The 19,711-nt window shown below is 73.2% G+C and carries 17 protein-coding genes; 7 read left to right on the forward strand and 10 right to left on the reverse strand.

Annotated features, from left to right (window positions below):
- The first annotated feature begins 18 nt into the window (after positions 1–18).
- The gene (locus tag ACQBJO_RS10475; RefSeq protein ID WP_369694808.1) at positions 19–459 is read left to right on the forward strand and encodes a type II toxin-antitoxin system PemK/MazF family toxin; all 441 of its coding nucleotides are present in this window, start codon (positions 19–21) and stop codon (positions 457–459) included.
- An 83-nt stretch (positions 460–542) separates the two neighbouring features.
- Here the strand turns inward: ACQBJO_RS10475 and rpsT are convergent, their stop codons facing one another.
- The 4 genes from rpsT to ACQBJO_RS10495 all read right to left on the reverse strand — a co-directional run bounded on the left by rpsT (position 543) and on the right by ACQBJO_RS10495 (position 5,129).
- Entirely contained in the window at positions 543–803 is a 261-nt protein-coding gene (rpsT, locus tag ACQBJO_RS10480) for a 30S ribosomal protein S20 (RefSeq protein WP_192910458.1), read from the reverse strand.
- 144 nt (positions 804–947) lie between these two features.
- Complete coding sequence (gene holA, locus ACQBJO_RS10485; protein ID WP_255183748.1) at positions 948–1,913, reverse strand: DNA polymerase III subunit delta; 966 nt, start codon at positions 1,911–1,913, stop codon at positions 948–950.
- Positions 1,910–2,884 carry an aldo/keto reductase gene (locus tag ACQBJO_RS10490; protein ID WP_421008977.1) on the reverse strand — a complete coding sequence of 325 codons (975 nt, stop codon included), beginning with the start codon at positions 2,882–2,884 and terminating at the stop codon, positions 1,910–1,912. The genes holA and ACQBJO_RS10490 overlap by 4 nt, the downstream gene beginning before the upstream one ends.
- Before the next feature lie 10 nt (positions 2,885–2,894).
- Positions 2,895–5,129 carry an ATP-dependent DNA helicase gene (locus ACQBJO_RS10495; protein ID WP_421008976.1) on the reverse strand — a complete coding sequence of 745 codons (2,235 nt, stop codon included), beginning with the start codon at positions 5,127–5,129 and terminating at the stop codon, positions 2,895–2,897.
- 357 nt (positions 5,130–5,486) lie between these two features.
- Between ACQBJO_RS10495 and ACQBJO_RS10500 the strand changes: the two genes are divergently transcribed.
- The 3 genes from ACQBJO_RS10500 to ACQBJO_RS10510 are packed head-to-tail and all read left to right on the forward strand — an operon-like array spanning position 5,487 to position 9,399.
- Positions 5,487–7,517 carry an MMPL family transporter gene (locus ACQBJO_RS10500; protein ID WP_421008975.1) on the forward strand — a complete coding sequence of 677 codons (2,031 nt, stop codon included), beginning with the start codon at positions 5,487–5,489 and terminating at the stop codon, positions 7,515–7,517.
- Positions 7,514–8,731: a sensor histidine kinase gene (locus ACQBJO_RS10505; protein WP_421008974.1), complete on the forward strand. Its 1,218-nt coding sequence runs from the start codon at positions 7,514–7,516 to the stop codon at positions 8,729–8,731. The genes ACQBJO_RS10500 and ACQBJO_RS10505 overlap by 4 nt, the downstream gene beginning before the upstream one ends.
- Positions 8,728–9,399 carry a response regulator gene (locus ACQBJO_RS10510; RefSeq protein ID WP_421008973.1) on the forward strand — a complete coding sequence of 224 codons (672 nt, stop codon included), beginning with the start codon at positions 8,728–8,730 and terminating at the stop codon, positions 9,397–9,399. The genes ACQBJO_RS10505 and ACQBJO_RS10510 overlap by 4 nt, the downstream gene beginning before the upstream one ends.
- On the opposite strand, the gene ACQBJO_RS10515 is transcribed toward ACQBJO_RS10510, so the two are convergent.
- From ACQBJO_RS10515 to ACQBJO_RS10540, 6 genes are read right to left on the reverse strand one after another with little or no spacing between them, the layout of a single operon-like run.
- Positions 9,396–10,100: a response regulator transcription factor gene (locus ACQBJO_RS10515; RefSeq protein WP_421008972.1), complete on the reverse strand. Its 705-nt coding sequence runs from the start codon at positions 10,098–10,100 to the stop codon at positions 9,396–9,398. The two genes, ACQBJO_RS10510 and ACQBJO_RS10515, sit on opposite strands and share 4 nt — an antisense overlap.
- A complete protein-coding gene (locus ACQBJO_RS10520) occupies positions 10,097–11,560 on the reverse strand; it encodes a sensor histidine kinase (protein ID WP_421008971.1) in 1,464 nt (487 codons plus the stop codon). Before ACQBJO_RS10520 ends, ACQBJO_RS10515 begins: the two co-directional genes overlap by 4 nt.
- Positions 11,560–11,991 (reverse strand): hypothetical protein, encoded by a 432-nt coding sequence (locus ACQBJO_RS10525; RefSeq protein WP_421008970.1) that lies wholly within the window; start codon positions 11,989–11,991, stop codon positions 11,560–11,562. The genes ACQBJO_RS10520 and ACQBJO_RS10525 overlap by 1 nt, the downstream gene beginning before the upstream one ends.
- 9 nt (positions 11,992–12,000) lie before the next feature.
- Positions 12,001–13,353: a uracil-xanthine permease family protein gene (locus tag ACQBJO_RS10530; RefSeq protein WP_421008969.1), complete on the reverse strand. Its 1,353-nt coding sequence runs from the start codon at positions 13,351–13,353 to the stop codon at positions 12,001–12,003.
- On the reverse strand, positions 13,340–13,840 hold the full coding sequence (locus tag ACQBJO_RS10535) for a hypothetical protein (RefSeq protein WP_421008968.1): 501 nt from the start codon (positions 13,838–13,840) through the stop codon (positions 13,340–13,342). The genes ACQBJO_RS10530 and ACQBJO_RS10535 overlap by 14 nt, the downstream gene beginning before the upstream one ends.
- Entirely contained in the window at positions 13,837–14,814 is a 978-nt protein-coding gene (locus tag ACQBJO_RS10540) for a GNAT family N-acetyltransferase (protein WP_421008967.1), read from the reverse strand. Before ACQBJO_RS10540 ends, ACQBJO_RS10535 begins: the two co-directional genes overlap by 4 nt.
- A gap of 46 nt (positions 14,815–14,860) precedes the next feature.
- Between ACQBJO_RS10540 and ACQBJO_RS10545 the strand changes: the two genes are divergently transcribed.
- Genes ACQBJO_RS10545 through ACQBJO_RS10555 form a run of 3 tightly spaced genes read left to right on the forward strand, consistent with a single transcriptional unit; the run spans position 14,861 to position 19,709 of the window.
- Positions 14,861–17,446 (forward strand): DEAD/DEAH box helicase, encoded by a 2,586-nt coding sequence (locus ACQBJO_RS10545; protein ID WP_421008966.1) that lies wholly within the window; start codon positions 14,861–14,863, stop codon positions 17,444–17,446.
- 24 nt (positions 17,447–17,470) lie between these two features.
- Positions 17,471–18,931: an ABC transporter substrate-binding protein/permease gene (locus ACQBJO_RS10550; protein ID WP_421008965.1), complete on the forward strand. Its 1,461-nt coding sequence runs from the start codon at positions 17,471–17,473 to the stop codon at positions 18,929–18,931.
- Entirely contained in the window at positions 18,918–19,709 is a 792-nt protein-coding gene (locus ACQBJO_RS10555; RefSeq protein WP_255183761.1) for an amino acid ABC transporter ATP-binding protein, read from the forward strand. Before ACQBJO_RS10550 ends, ACQBJO_RS10555 begins: the two co-directional genes overlap by 14 nt.
- The last annotated feature ends 2 nt before the right edge of the window (positions 19,710–19,711 follow it).

A 19,711-nucleotide genomic window follows, 5' to 3' on the forward strand; every position in this document is an offset into this window, starting at 1 on the left:
AGCGCTAGCGTGGCCGGCATGAGCGACTACCCCGGCGACTTCACGGGTGTGCCGACGATGCAGTGGGCCCCGACCCCCGAGGACCCGACGCCCTCCCCCGGCGAGGTCGTCTGGGCCTGGGTGCCCTACGAGGAGGACCACACCCAGGGCAAGGACCGACCGGTCCTGCTCGTGGGTCGCGACGGCGACTGGCTGCTCGGCCTGCAGCTGACGAGCCACGACCACGACCTCGACGCCGAGCAGGAGGCTGCGGCCGGGCGGCGCTGGATCGACGTCGGCTCCGGCGCGTGGGACGGGCGCGGCCGGCGCAGCGAGGCGCGGGTCAACCGTGTGCTGCGCCTGGACCCCGCCGCGGTGCGCCGGGAGGGCGCGGTCCTCGACGAGCGGGTCTTCGACGCCGTCGTCGAGGCGGTGCGGGCGGTCGCGTCCGGCCGCGACTACGACGACGACCCCGTGTGACCGCCCGTCCTCGACGACGTGCGGACACGGCGAAGGGGGCCGGTCACCTCGCGGTGACCGGCCCCCTTCGACAGGTTGTCAGCTCAGAGCGAGTTGACGCGCTTGGCCAGGGCCGACTTCTTGTTGGCGGCCTGGTTGGCGTGGATGACACCCTTGCTCACGGCCTTGTCGAGCTTCTTGCCGGCGGTGACGAGGGCAGCCTGGGCAGCCTCGGCGTCGCCGGCGTCGGCGGCCGTGCGGACCTTGCGGATCCACGTGCGCAGCTCGGACTTGTAGGCGCGGTTGCGCTCGGTCCGGGCGGCGTTCGTCTTGACGCGCTTGATCTGGGACTTGATGTTTGCCACGAGAGTTCTTTCTGGTTCGGTCGAAGGTTGCCGTTAGAGGGCGGCAAGACGTCTCGGGACCGGCGTGGGGACACCGTGGGAGAGACGCCCTGGGTCGTGCTGTCGTGCGCGCACGACCATGCGCGCACGCAAGCGACAAATGTATCAGCGGCTCCGGTCGCGGCCAAACTCGCGGGTGATCGTCAGGATCGCCTTCTCGACGGCGTAGACGGGGTCGCGTCCGCCGCCCTTGACCTCGAAGTCGGCGGCCGCGACGGCCTGGATGCTGCGGCCCAGCCCGGCACCCGTCCAGCCCTGGAGCGATCGGCGTGCCTTGTCGACCTGCCAGGGCGCCATGCCGAGGTCTCGGGCCAGGTCGGCGCTGCGGCCACGGCCCGCTCCCCCGACCTTGGCCAGCTGGCGCAGCTGCTGGGCGAGGACGGCGACGATCGGCACCGGGTCGACGCCGACGTTGACCGCGTGACGCAGCAGCCGCAGCGCCTCGCCGGTCTGCCCGGCAACCGCGGCGTCGGCAACCTTGAAGCCGGTCGCCTCGACCCGCCCCCCGTGGTAGCGCTCGACGACGTCGGCGTCGATCGTGCCGGTCGTGTCGTCGACGAGCTGCTGGCAGGCGGAGGCGAGCTCGCGCACGTCCTTGCCGACCGCCTCGACGAGCGCCTGGACGGCCTCGCTCGTCGCCTTGCGACGGCTGCGGCGGAACTCGTTGGTCACGAAGTCGGCCTTGTCGCGGTCGCTCTTGATCGCCGGGGCCTCGAGCACGAGCGCCTTGGCCTTCTTGAGCGTGTCGAGCACCTTCTTGCCCTTGTTGCCCGAGGCATGGGTGACGACGAGGGTCACCGAGTCCTCGGGGTCGGCGAGGTAGGCGAGCAGGTCGACCTGCAGCGCGTCGGGCGCCTGGTGCAGGTCGCGCACGACGATGAGCTTGTCCTCGCCGAAGAGCGAGGGGCTGGCCTGGACGGTGAGCGCGCCCTCCTCGTAGCCCTCGGCCCGCAGGGTGACGACCTCGAGCTCGGGCGAGGTCACCCGCACGTCGGCGATCACCTGCTCGACGGCACGGTCCGCGAGCACCGTCTCGGGTCCCTGGACGAGGACGAAGGGGGGTGTGCTCAAAACAGGGCCACCCGCGGCACCGTCGGGAAGATCTCGTCGAGCTCGGCCTCGTCGTCGGGGGTCGGCACCCAGGAGACGGCCGCGGCATTGGCCGCGATCTGCTCCGGGCGGGTCGCGCCGGCGATGACACTCGTGACGGCCGGGCGCGAGGCGAGCCACGAGAAGGCGACCTCGAGCTCGGTGAGGTCACGGGCCCGGGCGTAGTCGCCGAAGGCACGCAGCTGGTCGAGGTCGGCCTCCTCGAGCAGGTACTGGCGCGAGTGGGTCAGCCGGCTGCCCTCGGGCGCGGAGCCCGACGAGTACTTGCCGGTGAGCAGTCCGCTCGCGAGCGGGAAGTAGGGCAGCACACCGAGCCCGAAGTGCTCGGCCGCCGGGGTCACCTCGAGCTCGGCCCGGCGGTCGAGGAGGTTGTAGTGGCTCTGGCTCGAGATGAAGCGCGCTCCCCCGCGGGCACGCGCGGTGTGCTCGGCGTCGGCGATCTGCCAGCCGGCGAGGTTGGAGTGGCCGATGTAGCGCACCTTGCCCGCGCGCACGAGGTCGTCGAGCGCGTCGAGCGTCTCCTCGATCGGCGTCAGCGGGTCGGGCGTGTGCAGCTGGTAGAGGTCGATGCGGTCGGTGCCCAGCCGACGAAGGGAGGCCTCGACGGCGGTCGTGATGTAGCGCCGCGACCCGCGGGCTCCGAAGTCGGGGCCGTTGGCCCCGCGCACGTCCATGCCGAACTTCGTCGCGACGACGACCTCGTCGCGGCGGCTGCCCAGGGCCCGGCCGAGCACCGTCTCGGACAGCCCCGGCTCGGCGCCGTAGGTGTCGGCGACGTCGAAGAGGGTGATGCCCGCGTCGAGCGCGGCGTGCACGACGGCGTCGGCGCCCTCCTGGGTCCGGCTGGCGGTGCCCTCGCGGCCGAGGTTGTTGCACCCCAGCCCGACGGCGGAGACGGTGAGCCCGGAGCGGCCGAGACGACGAAGTTCCATGGGCGACAGGCTAGCCGCGGGGTGGGACAGCCAGGCCGAGCGTCTGGGCCCGGGCTGCGACGGCGTCCTCGTCGCGGTCGAGGGAGTCGGCGAGCTCGGTCAGGGGCAGCCCGAGGTCGACCCCGTCACGCAGCTCGTCGTCGTCCTGGGCGGACCACCCCTCGCCACGGACGACGGCCGTGCGGGCCGCGTCGGCCGGACCGGGGTCGGCGACCGGCGCGCTCGCCTGGCCGGTCATGCCGCGCCGGGCCGGCTCGGCGACCGGCTGCGGCGGGGGCGCGATCTGGTCGAGCCGGCGCAGCGCACCGAGCACGAGATCGCGGTCGGTCGTCGGCCAGAAGGGCGGCAGCGAGCGCTGGAGGAAGCCCGCGTAGCGCGCCTTGATCATCCGGTGGTCGAGGAAGGCGACCACCCCGCGGTCGTCACCGCGCCGGATGAGCCGGCCCGCCCCTTGGGCCAGGCGCAGCGCCGCGTGGGTCGCCGAGACGGCCATGAAGCCGTTGCCCCCGCGTCGGGCGATCTCCTGGGTGCGCGCCGACGAGAGCGGGTCATCGGGACGAGGGAAGGGGATGCGGTCGATGAGCACGAGCTGGCAGCTGCTGCCCGGCACGTCGACGCCCTGCCACAGGGTGAGCGTGCCGAAGAGGATGGTGCGCGGCTCGCGGGCGAACTCGCGCACGAGCGTGCCGATCATCTCCTCGCCCTGGCAGAGCACGGCGAAGTCGTCACCCAGCCGCTCACGCATCGCCTCGGTCGCCTCCTTGGCCGCGCGCATCGACGAGAAGAGCCCAAGCGTGCGGCCACCGGCGGCCCTCACGAGGGCCTCGATCTCGTCGAGGGTCTGCGGGGCCAGCCCGTCGCGCCCGGGCGCCGGCAGGTGCTCGGCCACGTAGGCGATGCCCTGCTGGGCGTAGTCGAAGGGGGACCCGACGTCCAGGCCGGTCCACTCGGGTGCTCCCGGCCCACGCAGCCCGAGCGTGCCGGCGACGGCGTCGAAGGTGCCGCCGAGCTCGAGGGTCGCCGAGGTGAGCACGACCGTGCGGTCCCGCACCGCCTCGTCGTCGTCACTGGCGCCGGTGCCGAAGATCCGCTCCCGCATGCGCATCGCGACGCTCATCGGCGCCACGCGCAACAGCGGGCCGCGGCGCAGGTCGCGGCTGACCCAGATGACGTCGAGTTCGTGCTCCTCGAGCATCCGGGCGGCGGTGTCGTGCACCTCCTCGACGGCGACGAGGGCGACCTGACGGGTGCCGTCGACCTGCTCCCCCTTCGGCGGCTTCATCTCCGTCAGGAGCGAGCGGGCGACGTCGCGGCAGCGGCCGAGCACGGCCGCGAGCGCGTCGGGGATGCCCGTGGCCAGGCGCCCCTCCGGTGCCTCCTCGAGCACGGCCTCGAGATCGGACCCGAGGTCGTCGAGGACCTCGGCCGAGTCGGCGAACTTGCGCGCCCGCTTCGCCGCGGCCCGCAACCCGCCGGGCGCGAGCTCGTCGGTGACCGTCGAGGTCACCCGGTCGACGAGCTCGTGGGCCTCGTCGACGACGAGCACGTCGTGATCGGGCAGCATCGGGCGCCCCTCGAAGGCGTCGATCGCCATGAAGGAGTGGTTGGTGACGATGACGTCGACGTCCTTGGCCGCCTCGCGCGAGCTCTCGACGAAGCACTCGGCGACCATCGGGCACTTCGAGCCGAGGCACTCCTGCGCCGAGACCGACACCTGGCGCCAGGCCTTCTCCGAGACGCCGGGGACGAGCTCGTCGCGGTCACCCGACTCGGTCTCGTCGGCCCACTCGCGGACCCGGACGACCTCCTTGCCGAGCCAGCCGGCCTGCGCGTCGGCCTCGCCGACGTCGAAGAGGCCGTCCTCGTCGTCGGGGAAGCCGCCCTCGATCTTGTGCTTGCACACGTAGTTGCGCCGGCCCTTGACGATCGCGTATGTCGGGCGCCGCTTCAGGTGGGGCGTCAGGGCGTCGGCCAGGCGCGGCATGTCGCGGTCGACGATCTGCCCCTGCAGCGCGAGGGTCGCCGTCGCGACGACCGCCGGCTTGCCCACCCGCTGTGCGTGCTCGACCGCCGGCACGAGATAGGCCAGCGACTTGCCGGTGCCGGTGCCCGCCTGCACGAGCAGGTGCTTCTCGGAGTCGATGGCACGCGCGACGGCGAGTGCCATCTCGACCTGCCCGGGCCTGGTCGAGCCACCCACTCCCCCGACGGCAGCGGCGAGCAGGGACTCCACGGACGACGACACCGCTCCACCCTATGCGCCCCCACCGACGATCACTGCGGGCCATCCACAGCTCGTGTCCGGCGTTGCCTCCCGCTCCCGGCGCTCCCGACGAAGGAGGCTGGCGCTCGCCCCGGCTCCCGGCACGGAAGGCCGGCGCGCTGCCGAAGTCCTTCCTTGTCGTGTGGGTGCGTTGTCGTCTTCGACTTCGGCTTGATGCTGCGCCGACCTCCCCTGCCGTCCGCTCCGTGTGCGTCGTGGCATCCACCGAAAGGTTGATCGCAGGACCAACCTCGTGCGCGATGTGGCGGGACCCCCTTCGCCGGTGAACTGGATGGCATGTCGACCTCCCTGCGTCCAGCGCCATCCCAGCCTTCTCCCGTGTCCACCCGTGCTCCCTTCGTCCAGCGCATCCTCGGCCGGCGGGGGGCGTCACTCGTGCTCGTCCTCGCCGTGCTCGTCGTGGGGCTGGCGTCGGCGCTGTTGGGGTCCGCGGAGGCGCCGCCGCGGGGCGATGCCTATCCGGCGTCGGCGGAGTCGGCGGTGGTGGCGGAGCAGCTCGAGGGCTTTCCCGGCAGCGACACCGCTCCCGTCCTGCTCGTCGCGACGAAGGGGGGCGACGCCCGCCTGACGAGCGCCGACGAGCGCGCCCTCGGCAAGCTGGCGGCCGACCTCGGCGCCGGCAGGGCGCACCCGCAGGTGAGCGAGGACGGGATGGCCGCGACGGTCACCGTGCCCGTCGAGGTGAGCGAGGACAGCGCCACCCAGGTCGCGACCATCGAGGACCTGCGCGCCGAGGTGGCCGACCACGCACCGGCCGAGCTCGACGTGCAGGTGACCGGCGGCCCGGCCTTCGGCGCCGACATCGCCTCGGCCTTCGACGGCGCCGACTTCACCCTCCTCGCGGTGACCATCGGGGTCGTCGCGCTGCTGCTCCTGCTCACCTACCGCTCCCCCGTCCTGTGGCTCGTCCCGCTCGCCGTCGTCGGCATCGCCGACCAGGTGGCCGGGCGGGTGACCGCTGCCGTCGGGGAGGCGAGCGGCCTCCCCTTCGACGCAGGCATCGTCTCCGTCCTCGTCTTCGGCGCGGGGGCCAACTACGCCCTCCTGCTCATCTCGCGCTACCGCGAGGAGCTGCACGAGCACGACGACCACCGCGTCGCGCTGCGCGCCGCGTGGCGGGCCACCGTGTCGGCCATCGTCGCGAGCAATGCGACCGTCGTGCTCGCCCTGGCAACCCTCCTGCTCGCCGCCGTCCCGGGCACCCGCGGGCTCGGGCTGGCCTCCGCCGTCGGCCTCGTCATCGCCCTCGCCGCGGTCGTCCTCGTGCTGCCCGCGGCACTCGCGCTCGTCGGCCGACAGGTCTTCTGGCCCTTCGTCCCCCGCCCCGGCGACGACCTGTCGCACGAGGGCATCTGGGCGCGCGTCGCCCGCAGCGTCGTGCGTCGCCCCGCGGTCTTCCTCGCCGGCGGTCTCGCCGTCCTCGTCGTCCTCGCCTCCGGCCTGCTCGGCGCCCGGGTCGGGCTGAGTCAGGCCGACTCCTTCCGCACCGCGTCGGAGTCCGCAGACGGTCTCGTGACGGTCGGCGAGCACTTCCCGGCCGGTTCCGCGGCTCCCTTCGTCATCACGACGGACGCGGGCCGGGCCGACGCCGTGGCGACCGCCGTCGAGGCCGTGCCGGGCGTGACCACCGTCGCGCCCTCCGGCACCGACGGGCAGGGCCTGGCCCGGCTCACGGTCATCGGTGAGCCCGCGCCGGGCAGCCCGGCGAGCCTCGAGCTCGCGAGCGACCTGCGCACCGCGGCCCACCACGTCACCGGCGCCGACGCCCACGTGGGCGGTGGCTCGGCCGAGCTGCTCGACGCCCGCACGGCCGCCGACGCCGACCTGCGCACGGTCGTCCCGCTCGTGCTGCTCGTCAGCCTCGTCGTGCTCGTCGTCCTGCTCCGCGCGCTCGTCGGTCCCCTTGTCCTGCTGGTGCTCAACGCGCTGAGCGCGCTCGCCGCCCTCGGCCTGGGCGCGTGGCTCGACGAGCACCTGCTCGGCCACCCGGCGCTCGACGTGCAGGTCCCGCTCGTCGCCTTCCTCTTCCTCGTGGCGCTGGGTATCGACTACACGATCTTCCTCATGCACCGAGCGCGTGGCGAGGCCGCCGACCACGGCACGCGCGAGGGCGTCGCCCGGGCGGTCGCCCGTACCGGCGCGGTCATCACGAGCGCGGGTGTCGTCCTCGCCGCCGTCTTCGCGGCACTGGGCGTGCTGCCGCTCGTCGTCCTCGGCCAGCTCGGCCTCGTCGTGGGCCTCGGGGTCCTCCTCGACACGCTCGTCGTGCGCACGCTCGTCGTGCCCGCCGCCACCGCCCTCCTCGGCGAGCGCTTCTGGTGGCCCGGGCGGGTAGCGTCGCGCCCGTGACGAGCAGCACGAGCGACCCCACGGGCACCGGCCGGTGGCTGCGGCTGGGCCAGCACGCCCTGCTCGCAGTGCTCGCCGTCCTCTGCGCGGTGCGTGCCGTCGCGGACGGCGCGCACCCGCTCGCCGAGATCGGGGCCCTGGCGCTCTTCGCCGGCTGGTACGCCGTCGGTCCCCGCCTGGCCCGGCTCGGCCGTGACGGCACCGGCTGGTTCGTCGGACTCGTCCTCCTCTGGGGCCTGCTCGTGCTCGTCTCCCCCGAGAACGTCTGGCTCGCCTTCCCCCTCTGGCTCCTCGCCGGTCACGTGCTGCCGCTGCTGCCGGCCGTGGTCACCTCGCTGCTCGTCTTCGTCGTCGTCGCGCTCGAGCCGGTGCGGCAGAGCGGGCAGGCCTCCTTCGCGGCGATCATCGGGCCCTTCATCGGCATGGTCGTCGCCCTCGGCGTGGCCAAGGCGCAGCAGGCGCTCGTCCGCGACGGCATCGAGCGACAGCGGCTCATCGCCTCGCTCTACGCCGCGCAGGAGGAGAGCGCCGCCCTCACCGACGAGCTGGCCCGCGTGCAGCGCGCGCAGGGCGTGACGAGCGAGCGCACCCGGCTCTCCCGCGACATCCACGACGGCATCGCGCAGGGCTTCAGCTCGCTGCTCCTCCTCGCCCGCGCCGCCCGGGCCGAGGGCGACGCCGACCGGCGGTCGCAGCTGCTCGAGCACATCGAGTCGGGCGCGGCCCAGGGCCTCGAGGAGTCGCGTCGCATCGTCGGGGCGCTCGCCCCGGCCGACCTCGACGAGGGAAGCCTGCCGGCGGCCGTGCGGCGGGTCGCCGAGCGCTTCGCCGACGAGACCGGCGTGGCCGCGACCGTCACCGCGTCGCCGACGCTGCCGGCGGTCCCGACGACCGTCGAGGTCGCCCTGCTGCGGCTGGTCCAGGGGGCCCTGGCCAATGTCCGGACCCACGCGGCCGCGCGCACGGTCACCATCAGCCTCGAGGAGGCCGGCACGACCGTGCGGGTCGACGTCGTCGACGACGGGATCGGCTTCGACCCGCAGGGCTGGTGGGACCAGCCCTCCCCCACGAGCGGCGAAGGGGGATACGGCCTGCGCGCGACCCGCGCCCGGCTGCGTGAGCTCGGCGGTGGCCTGTCCGTCGAGTCGGCGCCCGGCGAGGGCACCGCCGTGTCGGGCTGGGTGGAGATCGGACGAGCGGTGGAGGACGGATGAGCGAGGCGAGCGTCGGGACGACGGGCACGACCGCCGGGGCCGGGCGCCCGGTGCGGGTGGTCGTCGTCGAGGACCACCCGGTGACCCGCATGGGCGTCGTCGCCCTGCTCGGGCAGGACCCCCGGATCACGGTCGTCGCCGACGTCGGCACCGGAGACGAGGGCGTGGCCGCCGTCGCCCGCGAGCTGCCCGACGTCGTCGTCACCGACCTGCGCCTGGGCGCCGGTCTCGACGGCGTGGGGGTCACCGAGGCGGTACGCGCCCGGCGACCCGCGCCGGCGGTGCTCGTGCTCACCACATATGACACCGACCGCGACATCGTGCGGGCCGTCGAGGCGGGCGCCGCGGGCTACCTGCTCAAGGACGCCGACCCAGCCGTCATCACCGACGCCGTGGCCCGTGCCGCGAGCGGCCAGACGGTCCTGTCCCCCGACCTCGCCCAGCGGGTCGTCGCGCGCATCTCCCGCCCGCAGGCCGACCTGTCCGCCCGCGAGGTCGAGATCCTCGGCGCCGTCGCGCAGGGCATGTCCAACCGCGAGATCGCCCGTGCCCTCGTCATCTCGGAGGCGACGGTCAAGACGCACCTCGTGCACGTCTACACCAAGCTCGACGTCGACTCGCGCACCGCCGCCGTGGCGCGGGCGCGTGAGGACGGGCTGCTGAGCTAGTCGCGTGCCGCTGGGTCGCCGGCGCCGCCCCGGGCCTCGGCCCGCAGTCGGTAGCCGACCCCGCGGACCGTGGTGATCCGCTCGGCCCCGATCTTCGCCCGCAGCGAGCGGACGAAGACGTCGACGACATTGGACCCCGGGTCGAAGTCCATGTCCCACACCATGCCGAGCAGCTGCTCTCGGGAGAGCACCTGCTCGACGTGCTCGACGAAGGCCTCGAGCAGGGAGAACTCGCGGGCCGTCAGCTCCACCTCACGGCCGGCGACGCGCGCGGTGCGTCGGCGGACGTCCAGGCTCAGGTCGCCCGCGACGAGCGCCCCGTCGTCGGCCGGAGCCGCCCCGCCCTCGCGCAGCCGCAGCCGGACGCGGGCGAGCAGCTCGGCGAACTGGAAGGGCTTGGTCATGTAGTCGTTGGCCCCGCCCTCGAGACCGGCGACGGTGTCGTCGACCCCGTCGCGTGCCGTGAGGATGATGACGGGCAGGTCGACGTCGTCGCCGCGCAGCCGGCGCAGCACCTCGAAGCCGTCGAGCCCGGGCAGGCCGACGTCGAGCACGAGCAGGTCGAAGGCCCCGGTCGAGGCGAGCGCCCAGGCCTGCCGGCCCTCGCCGACGATCGTCGTGCGGTAGCCGCTGGCCCGCAGCCCCTTGTCGATGAAGCTGGCGATCTCGTCGTGGTCCTCGGCGATGAGGATGGCGCTCATGTCTGCTCCGGGTGGTCGTGGCTGGCAGGGGTGTGGGTGGGGAGCACGAGGGTGAAGACGGCACCCTCGCCGGGCGTGCCGCCGACGTCGACCCGCCCGCCGTGGCCCTCGGCGATGGCTCGGACGATCGACAGCCCGAGGCCGGCGCCGCTGTGGCGGCGTCCGTCCGGGGGCTCGCCGTGGGCGAAGCGCTCGAAGATGTGCTCCCGCGCGGCGACCGGCACGCCGGGCCCGGTGTCGGCCACGCTGATCGTCAGAGCGGGACCGAGATCGGGGTCGACGACGACGTCCGAGGAGAGGGTGATCGCGTCGCCGTCGGCGGTGTGCTGCACGGCGTTGTGCGCCAGCTGGAGCACGGCCTGGGTGACGCGCTGGGTGTCGAGCCGGGCCGTGCCCTCGGCGACGTGGGCGAGCCGCCAGCTGCGGTCGGCGAGCGCCGAGACCTTGGCCTCGAGCGAGATGGTCAGCGCCGGCAGGTCGACCTCCTCGCCGAGCCGCACGAAGTCCGGTCGGTCGGCCTTGGCCAGGGCGAGCAGGTCGGTGACGATCCGGCTCATCCGGTCCAGCTCCTGGGTGACGATGCGCATCGTCACCTCCCGCGACGCCGGGTCGTCGTCCATGAGCTCGAGGTGACCACGGATCACGGTGATCGGCGTGCGCAGCTCGTGGCCGGCGTCGTCGACGAAGCGCTGCTCCGCGCGGAAGGCCTCCTCGAGCCGGTCGAGCATGCGGTTGAAGGTCGCGGCCAGACCCGACACGTCGTCGTCGCCCACGGTGATCCGTCGGGTGAGGTCGTGCTCGGTGATCTCGGCGGCCGCCTCCTGCACCTGCCGCACCGGCCGCAGGATCCGCCCGGCGACGAGCCACGAGATGACGCCCGCGAGGAGCAGGGTCCCGAGCGAGACGAGGGTGAGCATGCGCACCGTGCGGTCGGCCTCCGCCGCGCCCTCCCCGGTGAAGACCGCGACGAGCAGCATCGCGTCGTCGCCGCCCCGCACGTCGACGACGGTGCGGGCCCAGCGCATCTCGCCGGCGGGGGTGTCGAGGGTGCCCGAGGTCCCCTGCTCGGCCGCGCGCAGCACGGCCGGGTCCCGGGTGAGGTCGTACTCGTCGACGTCCGGCGCCCCGGCGCCGTAGGAGGTCGTCACGACGCCCGACTCCCCGACGTAGCCGACGATGACCTCGCCGCTGCCCGGCCGCTGCCGGGAGAGGTAGACGGTGAGCAGCCGTTCCGCCGTCGTGAAGGGACGAGAGGTCTCGGGGTCGACGCCGGTGCGGGTGAAGGTGCGGAACTCCTCGATCTCCTGGGTCACGTCGGCGTTGGCCCGCTCCGTGACCGACACGTGCAGGCTCTCGCGCACGACGACGACGACGGACAGCAGGCTGACGAAGAGCACGAGCACCATCCAGCCGACGATGGTGTCGCGGGCCAGCCGTGGACGGCCGCGCTCAGCCGCCATCAGTCATCGTCGTACTCGTCGTCGTCCGCGCCGTCGTCGTCACCGTCGTCATCATCGTCGTAGGTGGGCGCCGGCGCATCGGTGCGCGAGGTCCACGACGGCGTGGGGGTCCACGTGGGGCGCGTGCTCGCGCTGGTCGACGGCCGGGTGGTCGTGGTGGACGTGGGGTCGGAGGTCGAGCTGCTCGTCGGCGTGCTGGTCGAGGACGTGCTGGTCGGCCCCGTGCTGGTCGGCCCCGTGCTGGTCGACGACGGGGTGGGCGTCGACGAGGTGCCGTCGGTCGTCAGCTGCAGCGGACGTTCCTCGACCGGCGGGGGGTCCGCCGGCGCCGCGGCCACGCGGAATCCGATCAGGACGAGCACCGGCACGGACAGCATGACCGCGAGGAGCATGCCGTCCCGGCCGAGCCTGCGGCGGGGTGCGGGAGTCATGCCTCGAGGTTACGAAGGGGGTGTGAGTCCCGGATGAGCGTCGGATGAAGAAGCCTTCATCAAGGGGTCGGGCACGGCGCGGGTCACGAGGTTGACCCCACGCATGACGTGGAAGCCGAGCAGCGCCGCGACGGTGCCCAGGGCGATGCCCGCGAACTGCAGGTCCCCGACCTTCCACGTGAAGTCGGCGATGCCGATGATCAGCGCCACGGCAGCGGTCATGAGGTTGATCGGGTTGCCGAAGTCGACCTTGGCCTCGACCCAGATCTTCGCCCCGAGCAGGCCGATCATGCCGTAGAGGACGACGCCCGCCCCGCCGAGGACCCCCGGGGGCACGGTGGCGATGGCCTCGCCGAACTTCGGCGAGAAGGACAGCAGCAGCGCGACGAGCGCGGCGACCCAGTAGGCGGCGGTCGAGTAGACGCGGGTGGCGGCCATGACGCCGATGTTCTCGGCGTAGGTCGTCGTGCCCGATCCACCGCCGGCTCCGGCCAGGGTCGTGGCGAGGCCGTCAGCGATGAGCGCCCTGCCCGTCAGCGGGTCGAGGTCCTCCCCCGTCATCGAGGCGACCGAGCGGATGTGCCCGACGTTCTCCGCCACGAGGACGAGGACGACCGGGATGAAGAGACCGGCGACCGCGAGCTCGAAGTGGGGCGCGTGGAAGTCCGGTGCCCCGAGCCAGTCGGCCTCGTGCATCCGGGCGAAGCTGACCTCGTCACGCAGCAGCGCGGTGGCGTAGCCGGCGGCGACACCGACGAGGATCGCGATGCGGGAGAAGAGCGTCCGCGTCGCGACGGTGACGAGCAGGATGACGACGACCGTCACGAGGGCGGTCACCGGGGACTTCATGAAGTTGACCTTGGCGCTCGGCGCGAGGTTGAGCCCGATGAGCGCGACGATGGCGCCGGTGACGACCGGCGGCATGAGCGCCCGCAGCCACCGGTCGCCGGCCATCTGGACGACGACTCCGATGAGCGCGAGCGCGAGGCCGGCCATGACGACGCCGCCGAGAGCGGTGGGCATGTCGTGGCTCTTCGACGCCGCGGCCAGCGGTGCGATGAAGGCGAAGGAGCTGCCGAGGTAGCTCGGCACCCGCCCGGCGGTGATGAGCAGGAAGAGCATCGTGCCGATGCCGCTGAAGAAGAGCGTCGTCGCCGGCGGCAGCCCGGTGATGAGGGGCACGAGGAAGGTCGCGCCGAACATCGCGACGACGTGCTGCGCGCCGAGACCGATCGTGCGGGGCCAGGACAGGCGCTCGCCGGGCCGCACGACCTCACCGGGCCGCACCTCGCGACCGTCACCGTGGACGGTCCAGCCGAGGCCGAAGGGGGCGGGGGGCCGGGTCGGGTCAGGTGTCGTCACGAGGGGCGATCGTAGCCCTGCGCCGGGTCAGCCTGGTCCACAGCCACGGGGTGCGCGAGGGCGTCTTGACCTGCTCCCGCGGCGGCGGCCCCTCGTCGACGTCGTGGAAGAGCAGGACGTTGCCCCGGTAGGGCCCCGCGAGGGTCGACGGGTCGATGCTGCCCGCGGCCGCGCGGCGCAGGACCTCGGGTGCGTCGTCGGCGGCCAGGGCGTCGTGGAGCTGCACCTCGGTGCCGAGCATCGCCGCGAGCGTCTCGAGGCGGCGCGGCGAGGTCCGTGCGAGCCGGTCGCCCACGGCGAGGGTCCAGCTCCCGCCGACGCCGGGCAGGGGCGGGAGGATGACGGTGCGGGTCCCGGCCGCGGCGGCATCACCCGGGTCGGCAGCTCGTCCGTCGGTCAGCCCGAGGGCCTCGGCGACATCGGCCTGCGTCCGGTCGCGGACGGCCAGCCAGGCGCTGCCCGGGCCGAAGGGCTCGAGCCCGCTCACAGCGAGCGGGCCATGATGACGCCGTCGCGGTCGTCGTCGGGGCCGACCCGCACGGCGCCGGGCACGCGTCCGACCTCGGTGTAGCCGTAGCGGGTGTAGAACTCGCCCAGCCCGGTCCCACCCCGGTAGTCGAGGGTGGCCACCTCGACGCCCGCGTCGCGGGCCGCCCGGTGCAGGCCGGCCATGAGGAGGGCTCCGTGGTTGGTCCCCCGGCGGTCGGGGTCGGTCATGATCCGCTCGAGGTTGGCGGTGTGGGCGACGGTCGCCCCCGACGGGCGGGCGACGAAGCCGAAGCCGAGCAGGTCGCCGCCCGGGGAGTTGAGCGCCACGAGGGTGGCGGAGCCGCGCTCGAGACGCTCGCCGTAGCCGTCGAGGACGGCCGCGACCTCGTCCTCGCTCGCCCCGGGCAGGAAGCCGACGGCTCCCCCGGCGTCGTTGACCCGCACCCACATGCGCAGCATCGCCTCGCGCGCCCGCGCGGGGATGCGGTCGGTGACGCGCACCCAGGGCAGCTCGAGGACGAGCCACTCGTCCTCCCCGGTGACGTGGTCGAGGTCGGGCGCGTGCTCCATGCCCGCGGACTCGGCGACGAAGCGGGTGCCGACGTCCTCCGGCGCGACCCGCAGCCGCAGCGGCAGCTCCGGCAGCCACTCGAGGGCGTGCGCGACGACGAGCCGCAGCGCCCGGGAGGCCAGCTCGTCACCCCCTTCGCCGTCGACGACGCGGATCGTCACGCGGATGAAGTCGGTGTGCGCCCGCAGCCCGACGAAGCCGACGGCGCGGCCGGCGGGACCGCTGATGATCCACGTGCCGTAGCCGTGCTCCTCCCAGTGCTCGCGCCAGGCCCGCACGATCTCGGCGGGCCGGCCGGCGTCCGCCGGGAGCCCCATGAGCTCGGCGACGAGGGCGGCGTCGTCCTCGACGGGCGGGAGCAGGCTGAGGTCGTCTGAGGTGATGGTGCGAGGGGCGGTCACGGACCCCATGGTGACACCCCGCTCACCGCGCTGGGACGATGGGCAGATGACTGATCCGCTCTCCGTGCCCGTCGGCACCGACCCCGACGAGCTCTTCGAGCGCTTCCAGGCATGGACGGCCGATCGGGGCCTGACGCTCTACCCGCACCAGGAGGAGGCGCTGCTCGCCCTCCTCGGCGACGACCACGTCGTCCTCGCCACGCCCACCGGCTCCGGCAAGTCCCTCGTCGCGACCGGCGCCATCGCCCACGCGATGGCCAAGGACCAGGTCGCCTTCTACACCGCGCCCATCAAGGCCCTCGTCTCGGAGAAGTTCTTCGACCTCTGCGCGACCTTCGGCGCCGACAACGTCGGCATGCTCACCGGCGACGCGTCGGTCAACGCCGAGGCCCCCGTCATCGTCTGCACCGCCGAGGTGCTCGCCAACCTCGCCCTGCGCGAGGGCAGCGAGGCCGACGTCGGCCTCGTCGTCATGGACGAGTTCCACTACTACGCCGAGCCGGAGCGCGGCTGGGCCTGGCAGGTCCCGCTGCTCGAGCTGCCGCAGGCGCAGATGCTGCTCATGTCGGCGACCCTCGGCGACACCAAGGCCATCGAGGAGGACCTCGCCGAGCGCACCGGGCGCGACGTCGTCGTCGTCAAGGACGCCGAGCGGCCCGTCCCGCTGACCTTCCGCTGGGCCCTCACCCCGCTGCAGGAGACGATCGAGGAGATCCTCGAGTGGCGCCGCGCGCCGGTCTACGTCGTGCACCAGACCCAGGCCAATGCCGCCGAGCACGCCCGGCTCGTGCAGACGCTCAAGCTGCTCGACAAGGACGAGAAGGCGGCGATCGCCGACCGGCTCGCCGGCTTCCGCTTCTCCGCCGGCTTCGGCCGCACCCTCGGCGGGATGCTGCGACGCGGGGTCGGCGTGCACCACGCCGGCATGCTGCCGCGCTACCGCCGGCTCGTCGAGCAGCTCGCGCAGGAGGGCCTGCTCAAGGTCATCTGCGGCACCGACACCCTCGGTGTGGGCATCAACGTCCCGATCCGCACCGTCCTCTTCACCTCGCTGACGAAGTTCGACGGCTCGCGCCACCGCGTGCTGCGGGTGCGCGAGTTCCTCCAGATCGCCGGGCGGGCCGGCCGCGCCGGCTACGACACCGAGGGCTACGTCGTCGTCCAGGCCCCCGAGCACGTCATCGACAACCACCGCGCGCTGCTCAAGGCCGGCGACGACGAGAAGAAGCGCAAGAAGGTCCAGCGCAAGAAGCCCCCGGAGGGCTTCGTCGTGTGGACCGAGGACACCTTCACCAAGCTGACGACCAATGCCCCCGAGACCCTCCGGTCCCGGATGAAGGTCGACAACTCGACGATCCTCAACGTCGTCGCCCGCCCCGGCGACCCGGTCACCGCGCTCTCCCGGCTCACGAGGGACAACCACGAGGACGCGAAGGGGAGGGCTCGCCTCGCCCGACGAGCGATCCGTCTGGGGCGCAGCCTGCTCGACTCCGGTGTGCTCGAGCGCCTCCCCGAGCCGGACGCGACCGGGCGGACCGTCGCGCTGACGCTCGACCTGCCCCCGGACTTCGCGCTCAACCAGCCGCTCGCCCCCTTCGCGCTGGCGGCGCTCGACCTGCTCGACCCCGACTCCCCCACCCACGCCCTCGACGTCGTCTCGACGATCGAGGCCGTGCTCGAGGCACCGATGGCCGTCCTCGTCGCCCAGCAGCACGCCGCCCGCGGCGAGGCGATCGCGGAGATGAAGGCGGACGGCATCGAGTACGAGGAGCGGATGCGGCTGCTCGAGGAGATCACCTGGCCGCGCCCGCTCGCCGAGGAGCTGGCCGCGGCCTTCGAGACCTATCGGCAGAGCCACCCGTGGCTGCCTGAGGAGGCGCTCGTGCCGAAGTCGGTCGTGCGCCTGATGTGGGAGGAGGGGATGTCCTTCGCCGACTTCGTGCGCCGATTCACCCTCGCCCCGCGCGAGGGGCTCGTGCTGCGCTACCTCACCGATGCCTACCGCACGCTCACCCGCACCGTGCCGGAGGCGCACTCCTCCCCCGAGCTGCGCGAGATCGTCGAGTGGCTCGGCGAGACGGTGCGCCAGACCGACTCCTCGCTGCTCGACGAGTGGGAGGCCCTGGCCGACCCGGACGCCGCCGCGCGACTCGCCGAGGACCGCGAGGCGGCCCCGCCGCCGCGGCCGCTGTCGGCGCGCACCGGCCCCTTCCGCGCGATGGTGCGCGGCGCCCTGTGGCAGCGCGTCGAGCGCGCCGCCCGCGACGACCTGTCGGCCCTGGCCGCCATCGAGCAGGCCGCGGCCGAGCTCGCCGACGACGGGCGCGCGCCGGTCATGCGCTACGACGACTGGGACGTCGCGCTCGGTGACTACTGGGAGGAGCACGACCGGATCGGCACCGACCAGGACGCCCGCGGGCCCCAGCACCTGCACGTCGAGGAGGTGCGTGGCCCGGCGCCCGGACGTGACGACGGCGACGACGCCGCGGACGTGCGTCTGTGGGAGGTGCGCCAGACCCTCGCCGATCCCGAGGGCGACGGCGACTGGGTCGTCGAGGCCCTCGTCGACCTCGACGCCTCCGACCGGGTCGGCGAGGCGGTCGTGCTCGCCACGGCGCTGCGCCGGCTGTGACCGCGGGCATATCCTGACGACCTGATGATCACGCTCCCCCGGCGTCTCGCCCACCTCCTGCTCGCCCTGGCCGTCGCGCTCGGCCCGGCGCTGCTGTCCGCCCCCTCGGCCTCCGCGTCCGCTCCCGCCGACGCGTCCGCGTCCAAGGTCCCCGACCCCCTTCGCGTCGGGACCGAAGGGGTGTACGCCCCCTTCTCGATCAAGCAGGGTGACGACTTCACCGGCTTCGACGTCGAGGTGATGAAGGCCGTCGGCGAGCGGCTCGGGGTCGAGGTGGAGTTCGTCGCGACGCCGTGGGACTCGATGTTCGCCGCCCTCGCAGCGGGGCGCTTCGACGTCGTCGCCAACCAGGTCAACGTCAACCCCGAGCGCGAGAAGCTCTACGACCTCTCCGACCCCTACGTCGACACCGCCGGCGTGCTCGTCGTCGCCGAGGACAACCCGGAGAACATCACGAAGCTCTCCGACCTCAAGGGCAAGCGCGCCGCCGAGAACCTCACGAGCAGCTGGGCCGAGGTGGCCAAGGACAACGGCGCCGACATCGTCGGCGTGGACGGCATGAACGAGGCGATGTCGAGCCTCAAGGAGGGCCGGGTCGACGCGATCGTCAACGACAAGCTCGCCGTGCGCAACTACATCGCGACCAGCCCCGACCCCGGGGTCAAGATCGTCGCCGAGACCGACGACCAGGCCCAGTCGGTCTTCGCCGCGAAGAAGGGCACCGGCTACATGCCGGAGATCAACAAAGCCCTCGCGGAGATGGAGGAGGACGGGACCACCCAGGCGATCTACGACAAGTACTTCTCGGCGGACCAGGCCGCCCCGAGCGCCTGGGACCTCGTCAAGGACAACGCCTGGCCCATGGCCTGGGCGACGATCAAGGTGACGATCCCGCTCACGGCGATCTCCTTCGCCATCGGCCTCGTGCTCGCCCTCGTCGCCGCCATCGGCCGGATGTCGACCTCGGCCGTCCCGCGGGGCATCGCCCGCGCCTACATCTCGATCATCCGGGGCACGCCGCTGCTCGTGCAGCTCTTCCTCATCTTCTACGCGCTTCCCGAGGTCGGCATCGACCTGCCGCCCTTCGTCGCCGCCGTCATCGCCCTGTCTCTCAACGTCGGCGGCTACGCGGCCGAAGTGATCCGCTCGGCCATCGAGTCGATCCCCAAGGGGCAGTGGGAGGCGGCACAGACGATCGGCATGGGGCCCCGGACGGCGCTGCGGCGGATCATCCTGCCGCAGGCGACCCGCACGGCGATCCCGCCGCTGTCCAACACCCTCGTCTCGCTGCTCAAGGACACCTCGCTCACCTCGATCATCCTCGTCGTCGAGCTGACCCAGACCGCACGCTTCGCCGCGGCGCCGACCTTCCAGTACATGCCGATGTTCGCGCTCGCCGCCCTCTACTACTGGATCATCTGCACGATCCTGTCCTTCCTCCAGGACCGTGCCGAGGAGAGGTTCAGCCGTTATGTCGCAGCCTGAGATGGTCGTCTCCGCGGCCCACGTCCGCAAGAGCTTCGGGGACAAGGAGGTCCTGCGCGACATCTCCTTCGAGGTCGGCCCCGGCGAGGTGACCGTCGTCCTCGGCCCGTCGGGCTCGGGCAAGACGACCCTGCTGCGCGCCCTCGGCGGGCTCGAGCGTCCCGATGCCGGCGTCATCACGGTCGGCGACGCGAGCGTCGACTTCGCCCAGCTGACGCCCGGCCGTCACGACCGGCTCCCCCGGGGTCAGCGCGAGCAGCTGACCGCGCTCGGTCGGCAGAGCGGCTTCGTCTTCCAGGGGCACAACCTCTTCGCCCACAAGACCGCCCTCGACAACATCACCGAGGGCCCGGTCGTCGTGCAGGGCGAGGACCCGGAGGCCGCGCGCGAGCGGGCGCTGGCGCTGCTCGACCAGGTCGGGCTGCGCGAGCACGCCGACAAGTACCCCTTCCAGCTCTCCGGCGGTCAGCAGCAGCGGGTCGGCATCGCCCGGGCGCTCGCGCTGCGGCCCTCGGTCGTCCTCTTCGACGAGCCGACCTCGGCGCTCGACCCCGAGACCGTCGGCGAGGTGCTGCAGGTGATGCGCGACCTCGCCGAGCAGCACTGGACGATGGTCGTCGTCACCCACGAGATCCGCTTCGCCCGGCAGGTGGCCGACGAGGTCCTCTTCATCGACGGCGGGGTCGTCGTCGAGCGGGGCGCGCCCGAGCAGGTGATCCTCGACCCGCAGGCCGAGCGCACCCGCAGCTTCCTCCAGCGCATCCTCGACCCGCTGTGACG

The sequence above is a fragment of the Janibacter zhangyanbonis genome, assembly GCF_050507325.1.
In the GTDB taxonomy this organism is placed as follows: Bacteria; Actinomycetota; Actinomycetes; order Actinomycetales; family Dermatophilaceae; genus Janibacter.